This is a genomic window from Halopseudomonas salina, assembly GCF_008641105.1.
Map to the genome: position 1 here is coordinate 21,867 of NZ_VTTI01000017.1, position 20,675 is coordinate 42,541.

The 20,675-nt window shown below is 58.5% G+C and carries 23 protein-coding genes; 14 read left to right on the top strand and 9 right to left on the bottom strand.

Features of this window, described 5'->3' with window-relative positions; genetic code table 11:
• The first annotated feature begins 173 nt into the window (after positions 1-173).
• The 10 genes from FZF01_RS18515 (at position 174) to FZF01_RS18560 (ending at position 7,138) form a co-directional block, all read left to right on the top strand.
• Positions 174-1,145, top strand: coding sequence for a KpsF/GutQ family sugar-phosphate isomerase (locus FZF01_RS18515; protein WP_150279242.1), 972 nt, complete (start codon positions 174-176; stop codon positions 1,143-1,145).
• A 17-nt stretch (positions 1,146-1,162) separates the two neighbouring features.
• A complete protein-coding gene (locus FZF01_RS18520) occupies positions 1,163-1,687 on the top strand; it encodes a KdsC family phosphatase (RefSeq protein WP_150279271.1) in 525 nt (174 codons plus the stop codon).
• Positions 1,687-2,265 (top strand): LPS export ABC transporter periplasmic protein LptC, encoded by a 579-nt coding sequence (gene lptC / locus FZF01_RS18525; protein ID WP_150279241.1) that lies wholly within the window; start codon positions 1,687-1,689, stop codon positions 2,263-2,265. The genes FZF01_RS18520 and lptC overlap by 1 nt, the downstream gene beginning before the upstream one ends.
• Positions 2,252-2,782 carry a lipopolysaccharide transport periplasmic protein LptA gene (gene lptA / locus FZF01_RS18530; RefSeq protein WP_150279240.1) on the top strand — a complete coding sequence of 177 codons (531 nt, stop codon included), beginning with the start codon at positions 2,252-2,254 and terminating at the stop codon, positions 2,780-2,782. Before lptC ends, lptA begins: the two co-directional genes overlap by 14 nt.
• Positions 2,783-2,793: 11 nt before the next feature.
• Positions 2,794-3,534 carry an LPS export ABC transporter ATP-binding protein gene (gene lptB, locus FZF01_RS18535; RefSeq protein ID WP_150279270.1) on the top strand — a complete coding sequence of 247 codons (741 nt, stop codon included), beginning with the start codon at positions 2,794-2,796 and terminating at the stop codon, positions 3,532-3,534.
• Between the two features lie 83 nt (positions 3,535-3,617).
• A complete protein-coding gene (locus tag FZF01_RS18540) occupies positions 3,618-5,117 on the top strand; it encodes an RNA polymerase factor sigma-54 (RefSeq protein WP_150279239.1) in 1,500 nt (499 codons plus the stop codon).
• A gap of 91 nt (positions 5,118-5,208) precedes the next feature.
• On the top strand, positions 5,209-5,517 hold the full coding sequence (hpf, locus tag FZF01_RS18545) for a ribosome hibernation-promoting factor, HPF/YfiA family (protein WP_150279238.1): 309 nt from the start codon (positions 5,209-5,211) through the stop codon (positions 5,515-5,517).
• A 27-nt stretch (positions 5,518-5,544) separates the two neighbouring features.
• Positions 5,545-6,003 carry a PTS IIA-like nitrogen regulatory protein PtsN gene (gene ptsN / locus FZF01_RS18550; RefSeq protein WP_150279237.1) on the top strand — a complete coding sequence of 153 codons (459 nt, stop codon included), beginning with the start codon at positions 5,545-5,547 and terminating at the stop codon, positions 6,001-6,003.
• 5 nt (positions 6,004-6,008) lie between these two features.
• Entirely contained in the window at positions 6,009-6,863 is an 855-nt protein-coding gene (rapZ, locus tag FZF01_RS18555) for an RNase adapter RapZ (RefSeq protein WP_150279236.1), read from the top strand.
• A 2-nt stretch (positions 6,864-6,865) separates the two neighbouring features.
• Positions 6,866-7,138: an HPr family phosphocarrier protein gene (locus FZF01_RS18560; RefSeq protein ID WP_150279235.1), complete on the top strand. Its 273-nt coding sequence runs from the start codon at positions 6,866-6,868 to the stop codon at positions 7,136-7,138.
• 261 nt (positions 7,139-7,399) lie between these two features.
• Here FZF01_RS18560 and pmbA read toward each other — a convergent pair whose 3' ends face one another.
• Positions 7,400-8,770, bottom strand: a complete 1,371-nt coding sequence (pmbA, locus tag FZF01_RS18565; protein ID WP_150279234.1) for a metalloprotease PmbA — start codon at positions 8,768-8,770, stop codon at positions 7,400-7,402.
• A gap of 116 nt (positions 8,771-8,886) precedes the next feature.
• On the opposite strand from pmbA, the gene yjgA reads away from it, so the two are divergent.
• Complete coding sequence (gene yjgA, locus FZF01_RS18570) at positions 8,887-9,402, top strand: ribosome biogenesis factor YjgA (RefSeq protein WP_150279233.1); 516 nt, start codon at positions 8,887-8,889, stop codon at positions 9,400-9,402.
• A gap of 120 nt (positions 9,403-9,522) precedes the next feature.
• Here the strand turns inward: yjgA and FZF01_RS18575 are convergent, their stop codons facing one another.
• The 8 genes from FZF01_RS18575 to bioB all read right to left on the bottom strand — a co-directional run bounded on the left by FZF01_RS18575 (position 9,523) and on the right by bioB (position 17,344).
• Positions 9,523-11,328, bottom strand: coding sequence for a phenylacyl-CoA dehydrogenase (locus FZF01_RS18575; RefSeq protein WP_150279232.1), 1,806 nt, complete (start codon positions 11,326-11,328; stop codon positions 9,523-9,525).
• A 233-nt stretch (positions 11,329-11,561) separates the two neighbouring features.
• Positions 11,562-12,251 (bottom strand): putative metalloprotease CJM1_0395 family protein, encoded by a 690-nt coding sequence (locus FZF01_RS18580; RefSeq protein WP_150279231.1) that lies wholly within the window; start codon positions 12,249-12,251, stop codon positions 11,562-11,564.
• A 141-nt stretch (positions 12,252-12,392) separates the two neighbouring features.
• Complete coding sequence (locus FZF01_RS18585; RefSeq protein ID WP_150279230.1) at positions 12,393-12,701, bottom strand: flagellar basal body rod C-terminal domain-containing protein; 309 nt, start codon at positions 12,699-12,701, stop codon at positions 12,393-12,395.
• A gap of 77 nt (positions 12,702-12,778) precedes the next feature.
• Positions 12,779-13,459, bottom strand: a complete 681-nt coding sequence (gene bioD / locus FZF01_RS18590; RefSeq protein ID WP_150279229.1) for a dethiobiotin synthase — start codon at positions 13,457-13,459, stop codon at positions 12,779-12,781.
• A 1-nt stretch (position 13,460) separates the two neighbouring features.
• Positions 13,461-14,270, bottom strand: a complete 810-nt coding sequence (gene bioC / locus FZF01_RS18595) for a malonyl-ACP O-methyltransferase BioC (protein WP_150279228.1) — start codon at positions 14,268-14,270, stop codon at positions 13,461-13,463.
• Positions 14,263-14,985, bottom strand: a complete 723-nt coding sequence (locus tag FZF01_RS18600) for an alpha/beta fold hydrolase (protein ID WP_150279227.1) — start codon at positions 14,983-14,985, stop codon at positions 14,263-14,265. Before FZF01_RS18600 ends, bioC begins: the two co-directional genes overlap by 8 nt.
• Complete coding sequence (gene bioF / locus FZF01_RS18605) at positions 14,978-16,153, bottom strand: 8-amino-7-oxononanoate synthase (RefSeq protein ID WP_150279226.1); 1,176 nt, start codon at positions 16,151-16,153, stop codon at positions 14,978-14,980. Before bioF ends, FZF01_RS18600 begins: the two co-directional genes overlap by 8 nt.
• A gap of 144 nt (positions 16,154-16,297) precedes the next feature.
• On the bottom strand, positions 16,298-17,344 hold the full coding sequence (bioB, locus tag FZF01_RS18610) for a biotin synthase BioB (RefSeq protein WP_150279225.1): 1,047 nt from the start codon (positions 17,342-17,344) through the stop codon (positions 16,298-16,300).
• An 86-nt stretch (positions 17,345-17,430) separates the two neighbouring features.
• Between bioB and FZF01_RS18615 the strand changes: the two genes are divergently transcribed.
• From FZF01_RS18615 to FZF01_RS18625, 3 genes are all read left to right on the top strand, one after another.
• Positions 17,431-18,150, top strand: coding sequence for a ComF family protein (locus tag FZF01_RS18615; RefSeq protein WP_150279224.1), 720 nt, complete (start codon positions 17,431-17,433; stop codon positions 18,148-18,150).
• A 108-nt stretch (positions 18,151-18,258) separates the two neighbouring features.
• Positions 18,259-19,239, top strand: a complete 981-nt coding sequence (locus FZF01_RS18620; RefSeq protein WP_150279223.1) for a serine/threonine protein kinase — start codon at positions 18,259-18,261, stop codon at positions 19,237-19,239.
• 86 nt (positions 19,240-19,325) lie between these two features.
• Positions 19,326-20,675 (top strand): acyl-CoA dehydrogenase family protein (locus FZF01_RS18625; RefSeq protein WP_150279411.1); only part of this gene is annotated, 1,350 nt, incomplete at its 3' end.

Below are 20,675 nucleotides of genomic sequence, written 5' to 3' on the forward strand. Positions count from 1 at the left end.
CAGTTTGGTGTATCCAGCCCAAGTGAGGGCTGCACAATAAAACCGCCGCGCAATATTCGCCAACACAATGCCACCCTTGTGCGGACTTAACAGCGGCGGCAAGACTGGCAACGGATGAGTTAAAGGAGACAAGGCGCTATACTCTCACGCTTGCCAACAGACGAAGTGTGCATATGCCTGATTTTGATTTTACCGCTTCCGCGCGGCGTAGCATCGAGATGGAGCGCGACGCGGTTCACAGCCTACTTGAGCGCCTTGACGAGGGCTTCGTCAAAGCCTGTGATGCCCTGCTGTCATGTACAGGACGCATTGTTGTAACCGGCATGGGCAAGTCCGGACATATAGGCAAGAAAATTGCGGCCACTCTGGCCAGCACTGGCTCCCCTGCTTTTTTTGTGCATCCGGGCGAAGCCAGTCACGGCGACATGGGCATGATCACCCGGCAGGACGTGGTCATCGCCTTGTCCAACTCCGGCAACACTGCCGAAGTCGTCACATTGCTGCCGCTGCTCAAGCGTCTCGGGGTACCGCTGATCAGTATTACCGGCAATCCCGACTCGGTCTTGGCCAAGGCGGCTCTGGCCAACCTGCATACCGGTGTTGAGCAGGAAGCCTGCCCGTTGAATCTGGCGCCGACATCCAGTACTACTACTGCGCTGGTCATGGGCGACGCCCTGGCTATTGCATTGCTCGAAGCCCGCGGCTTCAGCGCCGAGGATTTTGCCTTCTCTCACCCCGGGGGCACACTGGGACGCCGATTACTGCTGCTGGTTGACGATATAATGCACGACGGTGAGCGGATGCCCATGGTTACCCCGCAAACATCACTGCGCGACGCGCTCCTGGAGATGACCCGCAAGGGCCTGGGTCTCACAGGGATTACCGATCAACAGGGCAGGCTCGCTGGCATATTCACCGACGGCGACCTGCGTCGCACACTGGATCAGAACCTGGATATCCACACCTCGAGCATCTCCCTGGTGATGACCCCGCAGTGCAAGACAGTGAGCCAGGGCGCCCTTGCTGCCGAGGCATTGAAGATCATGGAAGACGCCAAGATCAACGGGCTTTTTGTAGTTGACCCGGATGGCCGACCGGTGGGCGCATTGAATATGCACGACCTGTTGCGCGCGGGGGTAGTATGAGCTCGATCGAATCAGGCATGAGTGCTGACCTGAGCCGCCGCGCAGCCGGCATCCGACTGGCGATTTTCGATGTCGATGGAGTGCTTACCGATGGCCGGTTGTTCTTCATGCCTGACGGCACCGAATTCAAATCCTTCAATACCCTGGACGGCCACGGCATCAAGATGCTGATGGCTTCGGGCGTTGAAGTGGCGATTATCAGTGGTCGCAAGTCACCGCTGGTGGAAAACCGCGCAGCAAATCTGGGCATCAAGCATTTGATTCAGGGGCGCGAAGACAAACTCAACGCACTTGCCGAGCTACGCGAGATATTGCCCTTCGAGCTCGAGCAGATCGCTTTCCTGGGCGATGATCTTCCAGACCTTCCGGTCATGCGCCGCGTCGGACTGGGTGTGGCGGTGGCCACGGCTGACAGCTTTGTGCGCGAGCAGGCCCATTGCGTCACCCGTGCAGCAGGCGGCGCTGGAGCAGCCCGGGAATTCTGCGAAATGATAATGGGCGCGCAGGGCACACTTGGCAAAGCACGCGAGGCTTATCTCTGATGTTTGCTATCCCACGCTACTTACGCACTGCCGGACTGATAGGCCTGGCAGTAGCCCTGGCACTGGCCGTGGGGTATTTCAATATTCGGCCCTCCTCCTTCGACCAGGAGCCGCTGGTGACCGACCCGCTGCAACCGGATTTTTTCATGGAAAATACGCAGATACTCATGTTCAACGGACAGGGGACACCGGCATACCAGCTGCGTAGCACCCGGGCAACGCATCAACGCACCGATGACAGTACGCAGCTTGAACAGCCAAACCTGTTGTACTATCGCCCCGGCGAAGAGCACCCCTGGTTGCTGCAGGCGCAACAGGGCGCCGTAACCAAAGGCGGCAATCAAGTGCAATTGAACACCGATGTACTGCTGCAGCGGCAGGATCCCACTGAGCCCTCGGCACGCATGACCACGCAGGCTCTGACGCTGTTTCCCGAGCGTGATTATGCCGAAACGGCACAAAGCGTTAGAATCGAGACCGCTGGCAGCGTCACCACTGCTGACGGCATGCAGGTTTTTCTTGATGACGGCCGCCTGGAGCTGCTGTCCAACGTACGAGGTCAGCATGAGCTTCAATAAATTCCTGCCGGTGGTCGCACTGCTGCTGGTTGCCAGCCTGCCGGCAATGGCATTACCTCAGGACAGCAACCAGCCGATCCGAATCCAGGCCAACAGTGCCACCCTGGATGAGCGCCGCAACACTGCGGTCTACCGGGGCAACGTCATTATTACCCAGGGCAGCATGCGCCTCACTGGAAACCAGGTCACGCTGGCTACCGACAGTGCCGGTGCGGTGAGCAAGATCACCAGCACGGGAAACCCCGCTACCTACACTCAGACCCCCGGCGAAAACGACGGCGAAGTGAACGCCCGCGCGCAGACCATCGAGTACTTTGCCGACAGCGAACGCGTAGTACTGATCGACCAGGCACGCCTGGAGCAGCGCGGCAACACCTTTCAGGGTGACTTCGTCAGCTACGACATCAATGAACAGGTGGTAGACGCGGGACGACCGGCGGCGGGTGACTCGGGCGAACCGGGGCGCATCGAAATCGTGATCCAGCCCCGCCAACGCGATGAAGCCGCCAATCCATGACCGGGCCCGCCATGACCGAATCTGCTGCAACCGTCCTCGAAGCACGCCATCTGGCCAAGGCCTACAAGACGAGAAAGGTCGTTGAGGATGTGTCCCTGTCCATCCGCAGTGGCGAAGTAGTTGGCCTGCTTGGCCCTAATGGCGCTGGCAAGACCACCTGCTTCTACATGATTGTCGGGCTGGTGAAGGCCGACCATGGTCACATACTGGTAGACGGCCTCGACGTCACCCATCTGCCCATGCATGGACGGGCTCGCCAGGGCATCGGCTACCTCCCCCAGGAGGCATCCATTTTCCGCAAGCTGAGTGTGGCCGACAATATCATGGCGATACTCCAGACTCGCAAGGATCTGGACCGGCAGGGCCGGCTCGACAAGCTGAGCTCCCTGATGCACGAATTTCATATCCATCATCTGGCCGACAGCAAGGGCATGAGTCTGTCCGGCGGCGAGCGCCGTCGTGCTGAGATAGCTCGCGCGCTGGCAAGTGACCCCAAGTTCATTCTGCTCGATGAGCCCTTTGCCGGTGTGGATCCGATCTCGGTAAACGATATAAAACAGATCATTCAGCATCTCAGGGACAAGGGCATTGGCGTGCTGATCACCGATCACAATGTGCGCGAGACACTCGACATCTGCGACAAGGCCTACATCGTCAGCGATGGGCATATTATCGCCGAGGGAAACGCGCAGGCCGTACTCGACAATCAGCTGGTCAAGGATGTGTATCTGGGCCAAGAGTTCCGGCTATAAAAACAGGGTCGATTCAGGCATGCTAGCCTCAGGCCAGCCTCGCACCAACGCCAGTAATAGCGCATAAGGTAATACGTCCGATAATGAAACCTACGCTCGTCCTCAAGATGGGGCAGCAGCTGACCATGACGCCGCAGCTGCAGCAGGCCATCAGACTGCTCCAACTGTCGAGTCTCGACCTCCAACAGGAGGTTCAGGAGGCCCTTGAAGCTAATCCGATGCTGGAAATGGCTGACGAGGCTGACGATGATCATGGCGGCTCGGGATCAGATGGAGCCGACAACGACGATGCCCCCGCCGTCTCCGTACCCGAGCCGGTTGAAATGGACGCCATTGATCAGCACTCCCAGGCCGCCGAGGAAGGCAACTGGAATGAACAGATTCCTAGCGATTTGCCCGTAGATACCCAGTGGGAAGATGTCTATCAGACATCGGCAAGCTCGCTCCCCAGCGGCGATGATGATGACTGGGATTTCACTTCCCGCACCGGTACCGGTGAAACGCTGCAAAGCCACCTGGAATGGCAGCTGAACCTGATTCCTCTTTCGGAAACCGACCAGCTCATTGCACTATCGATCATTGATGCAATCAATGCAGACGGCTATCTGGAGGAGTCTCTCGAAGAGATCCTTGCCTCCATCGACCCGGAGCGCGAAGTGGAGCTCGACGAAATCGAAATGGTGCTGCACCGAATCCAGCAGTTCGAACCCGTGGGTGTAGGGGCACGTGATCTGAGCGAGTGCCTGCTGCTGCAACTGCGCCAGCTGCCGGCCGACACCCCGCTGCTGGAGCAGGCACAGAAGGTCGTGCGCGATCATCTGGGCTTGCTTGGCAGTCGCGATTTCAGTCAGCTGATGCGTCGCACACGGCTCAAGGAAGACCAGCTGGGTCGCGTTATCGCGTTGATCCAGACGCTCAACCCCCGCCCCGGCTCGGAAATAGCTTCGGGTGAACCCGAATATGTGATCCCCGATGTTATTGTGCGCCGCGACAGCAACCGCTGGATTGTCGAGCTGAATCAGGAATCTGTTCCCAAGATCCGGGTCAACAGCCAATACGCCTCCATGGTACGGCGTGCCGACTCCAGCACAGACAACACCTACCTGCGCAATAACCTGCAGGAAGCACGCTGGTTCATTAAGAGCCTGCAAAGCCGCAACGAAACATTGATGAAAGTGGCCACTCAGATTGTCGAGCACCAGCGCGAGTTTCTCGAGTACGGTGAAGAAGCAATGAAGCCCCTGGTGCTGCACGACATAGCCGAAGCCGTAGGTATGCATGAATCAACGATCTCGCGGGTAACTACGCAGAAATTCATGCACACGCCTCGGGGTATCTTCGAGCTTAAGTACTTTTTTTCCAGCCATGTCGGCACCTCTGAAGGCGGCGAATTTTCCTCCACGGCGATCCGCGCGCTGATCAAGAAACTGGTCTCGACAGAAAACCCGAAGAAACCATTGAGCGACAGCAAGATCGCTGGTTTACTGGAAGAGCAGGGAATTGATGTAGCCCGTCGTACCATCGCCAAGTACCGCGAATCGCTCAATATCGCTCCGTCGAGCGAACGTAAGCGGATTGTCTGACCGGCGGGCCTGATACGCAGAGCACGAAATACGGCATTATGGGGAATCGACTTCGTTTCCCTGCTTCATCAAGCCAATCAGGAGAAGTCATATGCAACTGAACCTAAGCGGTCATCAGCTCGACATTACCGATCCACTGCGCAATTACGTGAACGAGAAAATGTCCCGCCTGGAGCGACATTTCGACAAGATTACCAATGTTCAGGTCATACTCGAAGTCGAGAACTTCCGACAGAAAGCTGAAGCTATCCTGCATGTAGCCGGCGGCGAGGTAGTCGCCAACGCAGAGCACACAGACATGTACGCCGCCATTGACCTGATGACCGACAAACTTGATCGGCAGCTGATAAAGCACAAGGAAAAAAACCTCAATCGCCAGCAAGGCGTCAACGACCGCTAACCGCTAAGGCAACCGTAGCCAAAACCCATGCAAATTGATCACATACTGACCCCCCAGCGCACCTTTGCCGGTGTGCAGGGGGGCTCCAAGAAAAAGATGCTCGAGCTGATCGGCAAGATGATCGCCCAACATAGTCATCTTGATCCCGACAGCATTTACCAGAACCTGATAGCCAGGGAGAAACTTGGCTCAACCGGTTTTGGTAACGGTATAGCCATACCCCACTGTCGGCTGGAGGATTGCCATAAACCGGTAGGCGCGCTGTTCCAGCTGCAATCGAAAATTGATTTTGATGCACTGGACGGAGAACCGGTGGACCTTATCTTTGTGCTGCTGGTCCCACAGGAAGCCACCGAACAGCATTTACAGATACTCAAGATGCTTGCCGAAAAGCTTGACCAGGCTAGCCTGCGTGAAGCCTTGCGCGAAGCGGACGATGCCGATGAGCTTTATCGCATCATGACCGTTACAGACTCGGATACCTGAGCGCCATGCATCTTGTTGTAGTCAGTGGTCGTTCCGGGTCCGGCAAAAGTACCGCGCTGCACCTGCTGGAAGATAACGGGTTTTATTGCATCGACAATCTACCCGCGGGGCTGCTGCCAGACCTGGCACGGCAGGCCAACAAATCAGGCATGCAATTACCCAAGGTCGCCATCAGCATCGATGCAAGAAATCTGCGCAGTGACTTGCAGCGGTTTCCCGAGCTGTTGGCGCAGGTACGTGATAGTGGCATTACCTGTGACGTGATTTTTCTTGCTGCCACCGATGAAGTGCTGATCAAGCGTTTTTCAGAGACCCGCCGCAAGCATCCGCTCACCGACCAGAGCCACTCCCTGGCCGAAGCAATAGCGGCCGAGCTCCGTCTGCTTGAGCCTATCATCGACCTAGCCAACCTGAAGATCGATACCAGCCATCTCAATCTCTACCAGCTACGCGACACCCTGAAGCAGCGTCTGCTGGGTAGCCAGGGTAGTGCGCCGTCCGTTCTGATCCAGTCCTTCGGATTCAAGCGGGGCGTACCCGTTGATGCGGATCTGGTGTTTGATGTGCGATGCCTGCCCAACCCTTACTGGAAACCCGAACTGAGGCAGTTCTCCGGCAAGGATCAACCTGTTCGCGACTTTCTCGACGCCCAACCCGACGCCCAGGAAATGTTCGAGGACATACATCGATTTCTGAGCAAGTGGCTGCCGCGCTACGCCGCTGGTGAACGCAGCTACATGACCATTGCGATTGGCTGCACCGGAGGGCACCACCGTTCGGTCTATATTGCCGAACGACTTTTGCAGGCTCTGGGCAGCAAAACAGCCAACATGCTTATCCGCCACAGGGATATTCCCTGACCATGCTCACCAGGCGCACGCTGATTATCAACAAGCTCGGCCTGCATGCCCGAGCTGCAGCCAAGTTCGTTGGCGTAGCCAATCGACACGGCTGTGAAGTACGTATCGGCTCAACAGAAGAAGATCAGGTCAATGGCAAAAGCATCATGCAGGTCATGATGCTGGCAGCCGGCAAGGGCAGCGAAGTCTGCATCACCTGCCAAGGTGACGACGCTGAACAGGCGATGCAGGAACTGCTGGCATTGATTGAGGATTATTTCGAAGAGGGGGAGTGAAAGCGGCAAGCCGCTAGGCTCAAGCGGCAAGCTACAAGCGGCAAGCCTCAAGCTAAAAGCCAAAGCCAAAGCCACGCTGCGGCCTGTTAACTCTAATGGTGCGCTCCCTGCAACACCTGCTCCATTGTCTTCAGCACCCAACTGATTCCGTCATACCCTCGGCGGGAATCCAGGCGGATTCTTTCGATACAAACCTGAACCTCAACTCAGCCAGACTCCCGCTTGCCGCTTGTAGCTTGTAGCTTGCCGCTTGCCGCTGCTTTACTCCCCTCCCACCGTCATCCCGTCCACCAGCCAGCTCCCGGTCAGATTATTCCCGCGTCGCTCGATGTCCGATCCCACACAACGCAGATTAGCGAACATATCCTTCAGGTTGCCAGCTATGGTCACTTCCTGAACCGGGTGCTGAATCTGGCCATTCTCCACCCAGAACCCACCGGCTCCGCGAGAATAGTCTCCGGTAACGCCATTGACGCCCTGCCCCATCAGTTCGGTGACCAGCAGCCCCGTACCCATCTCCTGCAGCAAAGCTTCGAGATCGCCAGCGTTACTGGTGATGTGCAAATTATGTACGCCACCAGCGTTAGCGGTACTGGGCAGTCCAAGCTTGCGGCCGGAGTAGGTGCTGAGTACCCAACTGATCAACCTGCCCTGATCGACAAATGCCTGCTCGCGGGTGGCCAGACCATCGCCATCGAACGTCGAGCTGCCAAGTGCACGCGGCATATAGGGCCGCTCATCAATGCTCACCCAGGTTGGGAAGATAGGCTGACCCAATGCATCAAGTAAAAAGGTGGACTGACGATAAACCGCGCCGCCGGCGATCGCGCCAATCAGGTGCCCCAGCAGGCCTGCAGCCTGGTCCGCGGCGAACAATACCGGGACCTTGGCCGTTTTGATCGGTCTTGAGCCGAGCCGAGCCAGCGTGCGTTGCGCGGCCTTGCGTCCAAGCGCTTGCGGACTCGGCAGATTGCCCGCCTGACGGTCTACGTCGTACCAGTAATCGCGCTGCATGCCCTGGTCGGACGCGACAATCATCACTGCAGAAGCACTGTGCCGGGTACCCATGGAACTACCGATAAAACCGTTGCTGTTGCCATAGACACGGCAACCCTTCTGAGTGCTCACGTTAGCGCTGTCGCTGGTGAGCCGAGGGTCGGTTTCCAGGGCAGCAGCCTCGCAGGCAAGCGCTCGCTCGATGGCCTCGCTGGCGTCCAGATTCCAGGGGTGGTACAGGTCCAGGTCAGGCAGGTCTTGGGCCATAAGCTCAGGATCAGCGAGACCTGCAAAGCTGTCTTCTGAAGCATGCTGGGCAATACCCAGGGCTGCCTTGATCGCCGCACTGATCGCCTCGTCGGAGGTATCGGAAGTGCTAGCCGAGCCCTTGCGCTGCCCAACGTGAAGACTGATCGCAAAACCCTGGTCGCGATTGAATTCGACGGTTTCCACTTCGCCCTGACGCACCGCAACCGACAGTCCGGTGTTCTGGCTTACGCCTACCTCACAGGCAGTCGCACCCTGGCGACGTGACTCTTCAAGAATAAAGGCAACTCGCTGTTCTAGTTCCTGACGCAGGGTATCCTGGCGCAGCGCATGGGGATCTTCCTGTCGGGTGGGCTGGTAATCGGTCATGTAATCTCCTCTCAGGCGGGCATTGTACCGCGGACAGCCCCGCTGTGAACGGGTATCATGGCGCATTGAAAAGTAACCGCATGTAGTAACCAGAGGCGGGCCGCAACGAGGTGACCATGACAGACTTCTACGACGAGGAACAGGATGACGAGGGCGTCAGCAGATCGCAGCTCAAACGTGAGCGCGATGAGCTGCGCGCCCTTGGGCGCCGACTGATTGACCTCAAACCTGCCCAGTTGGCCAAGCTTAACCTGACCGACAAACTGCTCGCCGCTCTGGAAGAGGCGCCGCGTCACACCGCCCGCGGTGCGCTGAAACGGCATTTGAGCTTTGTTGGCAAACAGATGCCCGATCAGGATATCGATGCCATTCGCGCTTATCTGGATCGGCTCGACAGCAGCAGCCAAGCCCATGCCCAACATTTCCATCAGATCGAACGTTGGCGTGACCGGCTACTCACAGGTAATGCCGAGGACCAGGAAGCGTTCATGGCTGCCTACCCTCAGACTGATCGTCAGCAATTACGCCAGCTGATACGCCAGGCCGCCAAGGAAGCTGCCGAGAACAAACCACCAGCGGCATCGCGGAAGATTTTCAAACTGGTGCGCGAGACCGTCGAACAGGACCTCTGAGCCACTCACCTCCGCGCCGCACGCAAAAAAAGGCCGCGCCCTTTCGGGAGCGGCCTTCTATCTTGCCAATCGGGTCAACCCGGCAGGACTTATCCGGCCAGATCTATCCCTCCAGATCTATCAATAGCCCAGTGCGAAGTTCTCTTCCGGCATATCCATCAGGTTGTCAGCACCCGACAGCATCGCATCTACATGCGTGCGGGTACGCGGCAAGATGCGCTGGAAGTAGAAACGCGCAGTCTGCAGCTTGGCCTGGTAGAAAGCGGCATCGGAGGTGCCTTCAGCCAGCTTGGCTGCAGCAACCCGAGCCATGTCAGCCCAGAAGTAGGCCAGACAGGCGTAACCGGAATACATGCAATAATCGACAGATGCCGCGCCAACCATCTCACGGTCCTTCATCGCTGCCATGCCGATCTTCATGGTCAGCTCGCCCCATTCCTTGTTCAACGCGTTAAGCGGCGCTACAAACTCGGAAATAGCTTCGTTGCCTTCTTCGGTTTGACAGAACTTGTGCACGATCTTGGTGAAGCACTTGAGCGCTTCGCCCTGGGTCATCAGTACCTTGCGACCCAGCAGGTCCAGTGCCTGAATACCGGTAGTGCCTTCATACAGCATGGAGATACGGGCATCACGCACGTTCTGCTCCATGCCCCACTCGGCGATGAAACCGTGGCCACCGTAGATCTGTACGCCATGGTTAGCCGCTTCAAAACCGACTTCAGTCATGAACGCCTTGGCGATAGGAGTCAGGAAGGCCAAGAGCGCGTCAGCTTGCTTCTTCTGTGCTTCGTCCTGGCTGTTCTTGACGATGTCCACCTGCTGGGCAGTGAAGTACACCATGGCGCGGCTGCCTTCGGCAAAGGCCTTCATGGTCAATAGCATACGACGTACATCAGGGTGCACGATGATCGGGTCAGCCGCCTTCTCAGGCGCCTTCGGACCAGTCAGCGAACGCATCTGCAGACGATCACGGGCGTACTGGATGCCACCCTGGAAGCCGACTTCAGCATGGGCCAGCCCCTGCAGAGCAGTACCCAGGCGGGCAGTGTTCATAAAGGTGAACATGGCGTTCAGACCCTTGTTCGGTGGCCCGATCAAAAAGCCGGTAGCGCCGTCAAAGTTCATCACGCAGGTAGCGTTACCGTGGATACCCATCTTGTGCTCAAGGGAACCGCAGTTCACGCCGTTACGCTCACCCTTCTCGCCATTCGCGTCAGGCAGGAACTTGGGAACGATAAACAGCGAGATACCCTTGGTGCCAGCCGGTGCGTCGGGCAGGCGGGCCAGAACGATGTGGACGATATTCTCGGCCATGTCGTGCTCACCGGAAGAGATGAAGATCTTGGTACCGCTGAGCTTGTAGCTTCCGTCAGCCTGGGGCTCTGCCTTGGTACGCAGCATGCCCAGATCCGTTCCACAATGGGATTCGGTCAGGCACATGGTGCCTGTCCACTGACCAGAAACAAGCTTGGTCAGGTAAGTGTGCTTGTGCTCGTCAGTGCCGTGCTGCGCGATGGTGTTCATGCAACCATGTGACAGGCCAGGGTACATACCCCAGGACCAGTTTGCCTGACCAACCATTTCGCTGACTGCCAGACCCAGTGACTCGGGCAGACCCTGGCCGCCATGATCAACATCATGGGCCAGACTAGGCCAGCCGCCTTCAACGTACTGAGCGTAGGCTTCCTTGAAACCGGTCGGGGTCTTGACGCCCTCCGCGCTCCAGGTACAGCCCTCGGTATCGCCCACGCGATTCAGGGGGGCAATCACCTGCTCACAGAATTTGGCGCCCTCTTCGAGAATGGCGTTAACCATGTCCGGCGTCGCGTCTTCGCAGCCGGGCAGGCTCTTGTAGTGTTCTTCATATCCCAGGACTTCGTCACGGACGAAGCGGATGTCACGCAGGGGAGCCTTGTAATCTGGCATGGTACTTGACCTCAACGGTTGAAACGGGATTCAAGAGCAGCTGTTGGCTGCGGACTAGGTGCTGATTCAAACAGACGTTTGAAACATACGTTTAGACCTTAGATATGTCAAGCCCCAGTCATCCGCTGGCCCGGGAATTATTTGTAACCTGCCCGCGCCCACGCACCATTACTTGCAATGCACAAAACAACGGCTGAAGTACGAAGGAAGGGAAGCAGAAAGATACGGCAGATTCAGGCGCTGGCGCTGAAGGTTGCCTGTGCATACTGTGACGAGGAATCTATCTGGCGATAGGTGGCCAGCTCCCGGGAGCCGGACACCACCGGTGCGGCATCCGGCTGCTCTATGACATCAGTTTCTGCCTCACCGGACTCATTCCCGGAGGCAGCAGACCGCGGTTCAGCTTCCACGGTGCTGGAAGCGATTTCTGAGCGCGCCTGGGCAATCAGTTGCGCCGCCTGGGCGGCGACTACCCGGTCCTGTCCGGAGGGCTCGGCCGGTGCCAGCGCGGCACGCTGCACCTGTTGCATCTTGTTGATGGTCGCTGCCGGATCACCTGAGACAGGGGATATGTCAATCGAGACCGAACCACCCGTCGCGTAAAGACGCCCATCGGGTCCACGACTGTAATCGTAACTGACGCCACCCGCGTACTGACCACCGACGGCCATGTGCGCCTGCTCGTGGGCGCGAACCTCACGATCCCTGGCTGCCAGGTCCTGAATCTCGGCCTGCTCGATCATTTCCAGCCTGGCTTCTCTGCTCGCCAGCTCCTGGCGAACTTGCGCCTCGCGCTGCGAGCTATCGTCCGACTCTTTCGCAACGCCGCCCTCTCCGACTAGGGAACCCGGCAGATCGTTACGGATACCGGCAGATTGTCCACTTGGCGGATTCTCCCCCTCACCAGGGGCGGCAGTTGCCATACCTGCGGAAACTGCTACGGGAAACTGATCACCCGCAGAAAAACCGCGCGCGGGCTCCGCACGAGCGGACGGCGGTATGTAGGATGGAAAAGGAGAATACGAGCCAATGCTGCTCACGGGCGTTCCAATGGCCTGATTAAATCAGGCCTTCACGTCCAGAAGAGTGCCAAGCACTTCAGAAGCAGTATCGATAACGGAAGAACCCGCCTCGACCTCGCGCTGACCCTGTCGCATTTCGACCAGGCTGTCTACCAGATTGACCGGGCGGTTGCTGTCCACTGCGGTAGTAGCCGCGGGCTTGTCGATGGCAGGCTGCAGCGGTACAGCCTGAGAGGCAGCCGGATCGGCAGGGACGCCCACGCGCGCAATTTCTGCTGCGGCAGTCGACGCACGGTACTGACCCTGACGGACACTGTTCATGCCGGCTGACATCAAATCGAGACTAGCCATGAGCATAACTCCTTGGTGTGTTAACACTGCTATTGAAGCACAAAGCCACTACCTGGAATACCGGCCCGCTACCGCTTTCAGACCAGCGGTGTTATATCCAGAAAATCCGCCACAAGATCCGCGGTAGCATCTTCCAACCAGGGCACATAGCCCAGATAAGGCGCCTGTATCAACTTTTTCAGTGTAGCCAGATTCTCCTGTGGACGACTCATGTCAGGGTCCACCTGGTTTGCAACCCAGCCGGCCAGCTCGATGCCATCCGCCGCGATCGCTTCAGCCGTAAGAATAGCGTGGTTGATACAGCCCAGGCGCATACCCACAACCATGATGACCGGTACCCGGAGTTCGCGTGCCAAATCAGCCAGGGTCTGCTCCGGATTGAGAGGAACGCGCCAGCCACCCGCGCCCTCAACCAGGGTAAATTCGGCCTTGCGATCAAATACCTGCAGGCAACCACCGGCGAGGAGTTCGACCGTCAGATTCGCACCCTCTTCATTCGCTGCAATATGCGGTGCGATAGCCGCCTCCAGTGTGACTGGATTGATCAGCTCGTAGGCCAATGCCGGATCGCACTGGGCCTGCAGGGCCAAGGCATCTTCATTGCGCAGGCCCTCGCTGGTACGCTCGCAGCCAGCCGCGACAGGCTTGGCCGCTGCAGTGGTAAGCCCTGTGCGTCGAGCTGCACACAACAAGCCACAGGCGATGGTGGTCTTGCCGATTTCAGTGTCGGTGCCAGTCACAAAATAACGCTTGAGCATGTCATGACTCCTTGAACATGAGAATTTGCGCGACCTGATAGGTAGCGGGCAGCCCTTCGGGTTGGCGGAACGCTTCATAAGCCTGGGTCAGAGCGCGCAGTCGCGCGCGCCCGGTGAGGCCTCCCGGCCTGCCCTGATTGATATTGTGCGCGCCCAATGCCTTGAGCTCGCGGGTCAGTTCGCCTAGCTGGCCATACCGCAGCACGTGGGTCTCTAAGTCACAACGCCAATGCGAAAAACCGGATGCGGCCAGAATCTGTCGAAGCTCGTCAGAAGGCATAAATCGGTTGACGTGCACGAAAGCATCCACCGACTGCCAGGCACGTTGCAACTCGAACAACGTCCCTTCAACCAGAGTGTTAAAAGCAAGACAACCGCCCGGGCGCAGCGCCTGCCGCGCTTCTGCGATTGCCCGCGCAAGGTCGGGACACCACTGCAGCGCCAGACTGGAAAAAATCAGATCCTGGGAGGCCGGGCGCAGAGGAAGAGCCTCTGCATCAGCCACTACCCAGCGCGGTTGCCTGTCGAGCAGGGCATGTTCGGAACCATTGCACTGGCGGGCAAAACGTAGCATGCCCTCGGCCAGATCCAGACCTGCTGCGGCAACCGCAAAACGCTGCGTCAGAGCTCGGGTGAAATAACCCGTGCCCGCACCCAGATCAACGATCTCATGCGCCTGCAGCTGGGCGGGTATGCGTGCCAGCAGGTTACTCCCCGCACTCCGCTGAAAGGCTGCCGCCTGATCGTAAGTAGCTGCGGCGCGACTGAATGAATCCGCGACCCGTTGCTTGTCTATCGCTGTCTCAGACATTGGCGGTCTCCAGGAAACCGGCGATCTGATCGGCCAGCCAGAGGGGTTGCTCGAGCACGATCGCATGGCTGGCCTCTGGATGTACAACCACCCGCGCCACGCCTGGCTCAGCCAGGCGTTCCAGCGGCCCAGCCGCATCAGCGGGCACCAGAGCATCGTTAGCGCCCAGGCAATGCAGCATCGGCGCTACACTGCGCGATAGCGGCACACGATTGTCCACAACCGCCAGTAACGCCAGACCATTGAGGCGTTGCTGGTGATCGGCTCGGTCCCACTCCAGCAACTTACCCAGACTGCGACGCTGCGCACTGCCTTGCGTCACCAACAGTGCGAAACGCTTCAGCGTTTTCTCTGGCTCGCTGCGCATATCCGCGAAGAACTGCTTGAAAGTGTCAGACGGCATCGCGGTCGGCCAGTCGGCTCTCGCGACAAAACAGGCATTAGTGGCGATAGTAACTACCGCGCTGAAGCGCTCGGGAAAACGACGCTGCAGCTGTAGTGCGAGCATGCCTCCGAGTGACCAGCCAACCAGCACGCCCGGCTTCAGGCTCTCAGCCAGCGCGGTCAAATCCGGCTCCATGCTGGAAAGCTGGATTGCTGGCAGCGCATGACACCCCACTCGGCTGGCTGGCAAGCGCTCCAGCAGGGCATCACGCAGCGACTGCATTGTTGTTGGGGCCATCGCCCAGCCAGGCAGCAAGCTGATATCAGTCATGTGTCTGCTCCGGCAGTTTGGTCAGCGCATGCTTCAGGGCGGCTATCAGTTGCCCCACGTCATCCTCGCTATGAGCGGCGCACAGGGTGACGCGCAATCTGGCGGTGCCTTGGGGTACAGTCGGCGGACGAATCGCGGTAACCAGAATCCCCTGCTCACGCAGCGCGGCAGACAATGCCAGCGCGCGGGCGCTGCTACCCACCAGAATAGGCTGAATGGGGCTAGGGCTGTCCATCAGCTCCAGCCCGAGCTCGGCAACGCCGGCGCGAAACTGTGTAATCAGTTGCTGCAGGTGATCGCGGCGCCAGTGTTCATCGCGCAGCAACTGCAGACTGGCCAGTGTGGCGCATGCCACTGCGGGTGGCTGGCTAGTGGTGTATATGTATGGTCGGGCGAATTGAATCAATGTCTCGATCAACTCCTCACTGCCAGCAATAAAGGCGCCCGCGGTACCAAAACCCTTGCCCAAGGTACCTATCAATACCGGGACATCCCCCATGCCCAGGCCGAAATGCTCGACAATGCCGCCGCCGTTCCTGCCCAGGCAGCCGAAACCGTGGGCATCATCCACCATGACCCAGGCATCCTTGGCTCGTGCGGTCGCACACAGGGAAGGCAGGTCGGCAAGATCGCCGTCCATACTGAACACCCCGTCAGTCACAACCAGCGTATTTCCCACGGCCTTTTCCAGCCGGGATGCCAGGCTGACCGGGTCATTGTGCAGATAACGCGAGAACCGCGCGCCACTGAGCAGGCCCGCATCCAGGAGAGATGCGTGATTGAGACGGTCCTGCAAAATGGTATCGCCCTTGCCGACCAGCGCCGTCACCGCGCCGATATTGGCCATATAACCGCTGGACATCAGCAGTGCTCGCGGCCGACCGGTAAAGTGCGCCAGGGCTTCTTCCAGCTGATGATGTGGTTCGCTGTGACCGACCACCAGATGCGAGGCGCCGCCACCGACACCCCACTGGCGCGCACCCCGGGTGAATGCATCGATCACTTCCGGGTGGTTGGCCAGCCCCAGGTAATCGTTACTACAAAATGCCAATAATGCCTGCCCGTCCACCGTCACCCTAACGCCCTGGGGCGACTCGAGCAGCGGACGCTGACGATACAGGTGAGCGGCACGGCGCTCGGCAAGACGGGACGACAGGTCGAAGGACATATGGCTCACACAGCTGCAAGCGGCAAGCTTCAAGCAGCAAGCTGACCGTGCGCACTGATAGTCGAATTGATCGGGGACACCCTGAGGGTGCCGAGAGCACCCGCAGCTTGTCACTTGAAGCTTGAAGCTTGCGGCTGCTGTTTATCAGCCTGCCGCGTTAACAAACATTTCGCTATCACGCTGCTCGACCAGGGCTTGCTCGATCGCGGCCTGGTGCACTTCGTCGTCGTGCTCCTGGCGCTCTTCGGGCTTGATGCCCAGACGCTCGAACAGACGCATGTCTTTCTCGGCCTGCGGATTGGAGGTGGTCAGCAGCCGGTCACCGTAGAAGATCGAGTTGGCGCCAGCGAAAAATGCCAGGGCCTGGGTCTGCTCGTTCATCTGTTCGCGACCTGCAGACAGACGCACATGGGACTTGGGCATCATGATGCGCGCTACGGCCAGGGTGCGGATAAAATCAAAGGGATCAACATCCTCTTCGTTTTCCAGCGGCGTGCCCTTGACCTTGACCAGCATGTTGATCGGCACACTCTCGGGATGCTCTGGCAGGTTGGCCAACTGGATCAGCAGACCAGCGCGATCCTCAATGGATTCACCCATACCCAGAATACCGCCGGAGCAGATCTTCATGCCCGCATCACGCACATAGGAAAGCGTTTCCAAGCGATCACCGAATGTGCGAGTGGTGATGATACTGCTATAGAATTCGGGGGAGGTGTCCAGGTTGTGGTTGTAGTAGTCCAGCCCGGCGTCGGCCAGTGCAGCTGTCTGCTCCTTGGTCAGCTTGCCCAGGGTCATGCAGGTTTCCAGACCCAACTTGCGTACACCCTTGACCATCTCCAGAACGTAGGGCATGTCCTTCTCGGAAGGATGCTTCCATGCCGCGCCCATACAGAAGCGGGTTGCGCCAATCGCCTTGGCTGCAGCGGCCTCATCCAGCACTTTTTGCACTTCCAGCAGCTTTTCCTTTTCCAGGCCAGTGTTGTAGTGGCCGGACTGGGGGCAATACTTGCAATCCTCTGGGCAAGAACCGGTCTTGATCGACAGCAACGTTGAGACCTGCACCCGGTTGGCATCGAAATGCTGGCGGTGAACGGTCTGGGCCTGGAACAGCAGGTCGTTGAAAGGCTGACGGAACAGGGCCAGCACGTCTGCCGGTGTCCAGTTGTGGCGGGTTACTGAGGCTGTCATGAATTAGATCCTGGCGGTTGCACGGAAAACGGAGTTGGTTGAAGCTATGAGTCGCATGATAACGGCGGCAAGGAGGCTGTCAACCATTGAACATATCGCAGGTTTACAAGTGGTTAATTAATAGCCATCCGAGCCGTTGCCTGTTGTGCCTGGGCGACGGCGCCCAGACCACTAGCGGAATCTGCGACGCCTGCCGCACAGATCTGCCCTGGCTGCACAGCCAATGCCGACGCTGCGCCCTGCCGCTCCCCGTAGACAACCAGCTGTGCGGCAAGTGTCAGCTGCGCAACCCCACCTTTGCACAGGTGGTCAGCCCCCTGCTGTACCGCTTCCCCATCGACAGCCTGATTCCAGCCTTCAAATATCACGACCAACTGATCTACGGCAGACTCCTGGCGCGCCTACTGGCTGAGGCAGTTCATTTTCACTACAGCGAACATGATCAATCGTTGCCCGACCGGGTGCTGCCTATGCCGCTGCATCCAAAGCGCCAGGCCAGACGCGGTTTCAATCAGGCCCAGGAAATCGCCGGTCCGGTGGCCAGATATCTGCAGCTCCCACTGTGCAGGCATAGCCTGCGGCGGGTGCGCCACACCGCGGCACAACAGGGGCTAAGTGCCAATGATCGCAAACGCAATCTGGCCAACGCTTTTCAATCTCCGCCAACGGCGGCGGTTACCGGCCTGCATCTGGCTCTTGTCGATGACGTGGTGACTACCGGTACCACCGCCGACGCAGCCAGTCAGACATTGATAGAGGCCGGCGCTGCCAGCGTGAGCATCTGGTGCATAGCCAGAACCCCCTGAGCCATCCCCCGGCAAATCTCCACCGGCACCCTAGCTCTGTCGCTTGAAGCTTGCGGCTTGCGGTCATAAGCGCGAACATGACCGTCTATTCTTGCTGGCTGCTCAACCATGGACTCGCAACACCCCTTTGCTCTACTGACACCCGACACCGTGCTCGATGCGGTGGAGTCCCTTGGCTTTCTCAGTGATGCACGCACTCTAACGTTGAACAGCTACGAGAACCGGGTTTTTCAGATAGGTATTGAGGGCGCACAGCCACTGATTGCCAAATTCTACCGCCCTGTGCGCTGGAGCGATGAAGCCATACTCGAGGAGCATGCCTATTCGCTCGAATTGGCTGACAGGGACATTCCAGTCATTCCGCCGATGCAGGTCGAAGGCCGCACGCTGTTCGAGTTTGCCGGCTTTCGCTTCAGCCTGTTCAAGCGCTTTGGTGGACGCGCACCGGAACTGGATAATCCCGACCACCTGTTGATGCTTGGCCGTCTGGTTGGTCGCCTGCATGCGGTGGGAGCGATGCGCCCCTTCGAACACCGACCATCGCTCACTGTGCAGAGCTTCGGCCACGACAGTATTGCCTGGCTGCGCGACTCTGGCGTAGTACCCGAGAATCTGCGTCCGGCGTACTTCTCCGTTGCCGACGACCTGATGCAGGTGATCGACCAGCGCATGCAAGCAGTCCCGTACAAAACGATCCGGCTTCACGGCGATCTGCATGTAGGCAACCTGCTCTGGCGAGACGAAAGCCTGTATATGGTCGACATGGACGACTGCCGGCAGGGCCCGGCAATTCAGGATCTGTGGATGATGCTGTCTGGTGACCATAACCAGCGTCAGGCCCAACTGGCCGAGCTGGTAGAAGGTTACAACGAGTTTCACGACTTCGATCCACGCCAGTTGGCTCTGATAGAATCGCTGAGAACATTGCGTCTGGTACATTACAGCGCCTGGTTGGCACGTCGCTGGGACGATCCGGCCTTTCCGCGGCACTTTCCCTGGTTTGCCAGCGAGCGGTACTGGGCAGACCAGGTCTTGACCCTGCGCGAGCAGCGCGCGGCGCTTGATGAGCCGCTGCTTCGGCTGTTCTGATCAGACGGCATAAGAGATATCAATGGCCGTTTTCAGTCACCTTTTGACTGCATACACTGCACGCACTTTTCACAGAGGCACCGAGCATGTCCGATACCCTACTTGATTCACGCAACCTGGCCTTCGAACTCTACGAAGTGCTGGATGCCGAAGGCCTGACCGAGCGCCCTCGCTTCGCCGATCACAACCGTGAGACCTTTGACGCGGCTATCAATACTGCGCGCACCATTGCCGACAAGTATTTCGCGCCGCACAACCGCAAGAGCGACGAGAACGAGCCCAAGTACGTCGATGGTGCGGCCGAGCTCATCCCGGAAGTGAAACCGGCCGTCGACGCCTTCCTCGAAGCCGGCTTTCTGAATGCAACGCGCACCTTCGAGCAGGGCGGCATGCAGATGCCCAACCTGCTGTCCCAGGCCTGCTTTGCGCATTTCCAGTCAGCCAATGCCGCCACCTCCTCTTATGCAATGCTGACAATGGGCGCAGCCAACCTGATCGAGAACTTTGGTAGCGAAGAGCAGAAGGAGCGCTTCCTGCAGCCTATGATCGAGGGTCGCTTCTTCGGCACCATGGCGCTGACCGAGCCGCATGCCGGCTCGTCGCTGTCGGATATCCGCACCAAGGCAGAACCTGCCGAGGACGGCAGCTATCGCCTCAAGGGCAACAAGATCTATATTTCCGGTGGCGACCATCCGCTTTCGGAAAACATCGTGCACATGGTGCTGGCCAAGCTGCCCGATGCTCCCCCCGGTGTGAAAGGCATTTCGCTGTTCATCGTGCCCAAGTTTCTGGTCAATGATGACGGCACCGTCGGCGAGCGCAACGACGTTGCCCTGGCCGGTCTGTTCCACAAGATGGGCTGGCGCGGCACCACCTCAACCGCGTTGAACTTTGGCGAAAAAGGCGAGTGCGTGGGCTATCTGGTAGGCAAGCCGCACAACGGGCTGTCGTACATGTTCCAGATGATGAACGAAGCACGTATCGGTGTGGGTATGGGCGCGGTCATGCTCGGCTATGCCGGCTACCTGTACTCCCTGGAATATGCTCGTGATCGTCCCCAGGGCCGGCTACCCGATGGCAAGGACCCGTCTTCGCCACAGGTGTCGATCATCCAGCACACTGACATCAAGCGCCTGCTGCTGACCCAGAAAGCCTATGTGGAAGGCGCGTTCGATCTGGGCCTCTACGCTGCACGCCTGTTCGATGATACCGAGACCCTGGAAACCGAAGAGGAGCGCAAGACCGCCCTTGAACTGCTCGATCTGCTCACGCCGATCGTCAAGTCCTGGCCGTCCGAGTTCTGCCTCAAGGCTAACGAACACGCTATCCAGATTCTCGGTGGTCGCCGTATCATTAAAAAATATCCGGTCGAGCAGTATTACCGCGACAACCGTCTCAATCCGATTCACGAGGGCACCCACGGCATCCAGTCTCTG

What these genes read in the sequence shown, in the direction of transcription:
- FZF01_RS18620 (WP_150279223.1), top strand. Translation starts at nt 18,259, where the DNA reads ATGGACTCGCAACACCCCTTTGCTCTACTGACACCCGACACCGTGCTC.
- lptA (WP_150279240.1), top strand. Translation starts at nt 2,252, where the DNA reads ATGAGCTTCAATAAATTCCTGCCGGTGGTCGCACTGCTGCTGGTTGCC.
- yjgA (WP_150279233.1), top strand. Translation starts at nt 8,887, where the DNA reads ATGACAGACTTCTACGACGAGGAACAGGATGACGAGGGCGTCAGCAGA.
- lptB (WP_150279270.1), top strand. Translation starts at nt 2,794, where the DNA reads ATGACCGAATCTGCTGCAACCGTCCTCGAAGCACGCCATCTGGCCAAG.
- bioF (WP_150279226.1), bottom strand. Translation starts at nt 16,153, where the DNA reads ATGTCCTTCGACCTGTCGTCCCGTCTTGCCGAGCGCCGTGCCGCTCAC.
- FZF01_RS18515 (WP_150279242.1), top strand. Translation starts at nt 174, where the DNA reads ATGCCTGATTTTGATTTTACCGCTTCCGCGCGGCGTAGCATCGAGATG.
- lptC (WP_150279241.1), top strand. Translation starts at nt 1,687, where the DNA reads ATGTTTGCTATCCCACGCTACTTACGCACTGCCGGACTGATAGGCCTG.
- FZF01_RS18560 (WP_150279235.1), top strand. Translation starts at nt 6,866, where the DNA reads ATGCTCACCAGGCGCACGCTGATTATCAACAAGCTCGGCCTGCATGCC.
- FZF01_RS18575 (WP_150279232.1), bottom strand. Translation starts at nt 11,328, where the DNA reads ATGCCAGATTACAAGGCTCCCCTGCGTGACATCCGCTTCGTCCGTGAC.
- pmbA (WP_150279234.1), bottom strand. Translation starts at nt 8,770, where the DNA reads ATGACCGATTACCAGCCCACCCGACAGGAAGATCCCCATGCGCTGCGC.
- ptsN (WP_150279237.1), top strand. Translation starts at nt 5,545, where the DNA reads ATGCAAATTGATCACATACTGACCCCCCAGCGCACCTTTGCCGGTGTG.
- FZF01_RS18540 (WP_150279239.1), top strand. Translation starts at nt 3,618, where the DNA reads ATGAAACCTACGCTCGTCCTCAAGATGGGGCAGCAGCTGACCATGACG.
- bioC (WP_150279228.1), bottom strand. Translation starts at nt 14,270, where the DNA reads ATGTCTGAGACAGCGATAGACAAGCAACGGGTCGCGGATTCATTCAGT.
- FZF01_RS18600 (WP_150279227.1), bottom strand. Translation starts at nt 14,985, where the DNA reads ATGACTGATATCAGCTTGCTGCCTGGCTGGGCGATGGCCCCAACAACA.
- rapZ (WP_150279236.1), top strand. Translation starts at nt 6,009, where the DNA reads ATGCATCTTGTTGTAGTCAGTGGTCGTTCCGGGTCCGGCAAAAGTACC.
- bioD (WP_150279229.1), bottom strand. Translation starts at nt 13,459, where the DNA reads ATGCTCAAGCGTTATTTTGTGACTGGCACCGACACTGAAATCGGCAAG.
- FZF01_RS18585 (WP_150279230.1), bottom strand. Translation starts at nt 12,701, where the DNA reads ATGGCTAGTCTCGATTTGATGTCAGCCGGCATGAACAGTGTCCGTCAG.
- hpf (WP_150279238.1), top strand. Translation starts at nt 5,209, where the DNA reads ATGCAACTGAACCTAAGCGGTCATCAGCTCGACATTACCGATCCACTG.
- FZF01_RS18520 (WP_150279271.1), top strand. Translation starts at nt 1,163, where the DNA reads ATGAGTGCTGACCTGAGCCGCCGCGCAGCCGGCATCCGACTGGCGATT.
- bioB (WP_150279225.1), bottom strand. Translation starts at nt 17,344, where the DNA reads ATGACAGCCTCAGTAACCCGCCACAACTGGACACCGGCAGACGTGCTG.
- FZF01_RS18580 (WP_150279231.1), bottom strand. Translation starts at nt 12,251, where the DNA reads ATGGCAACTGCCGCCCCTGGTGAGGGGGAGAATCCGCCAAGTGGACAA.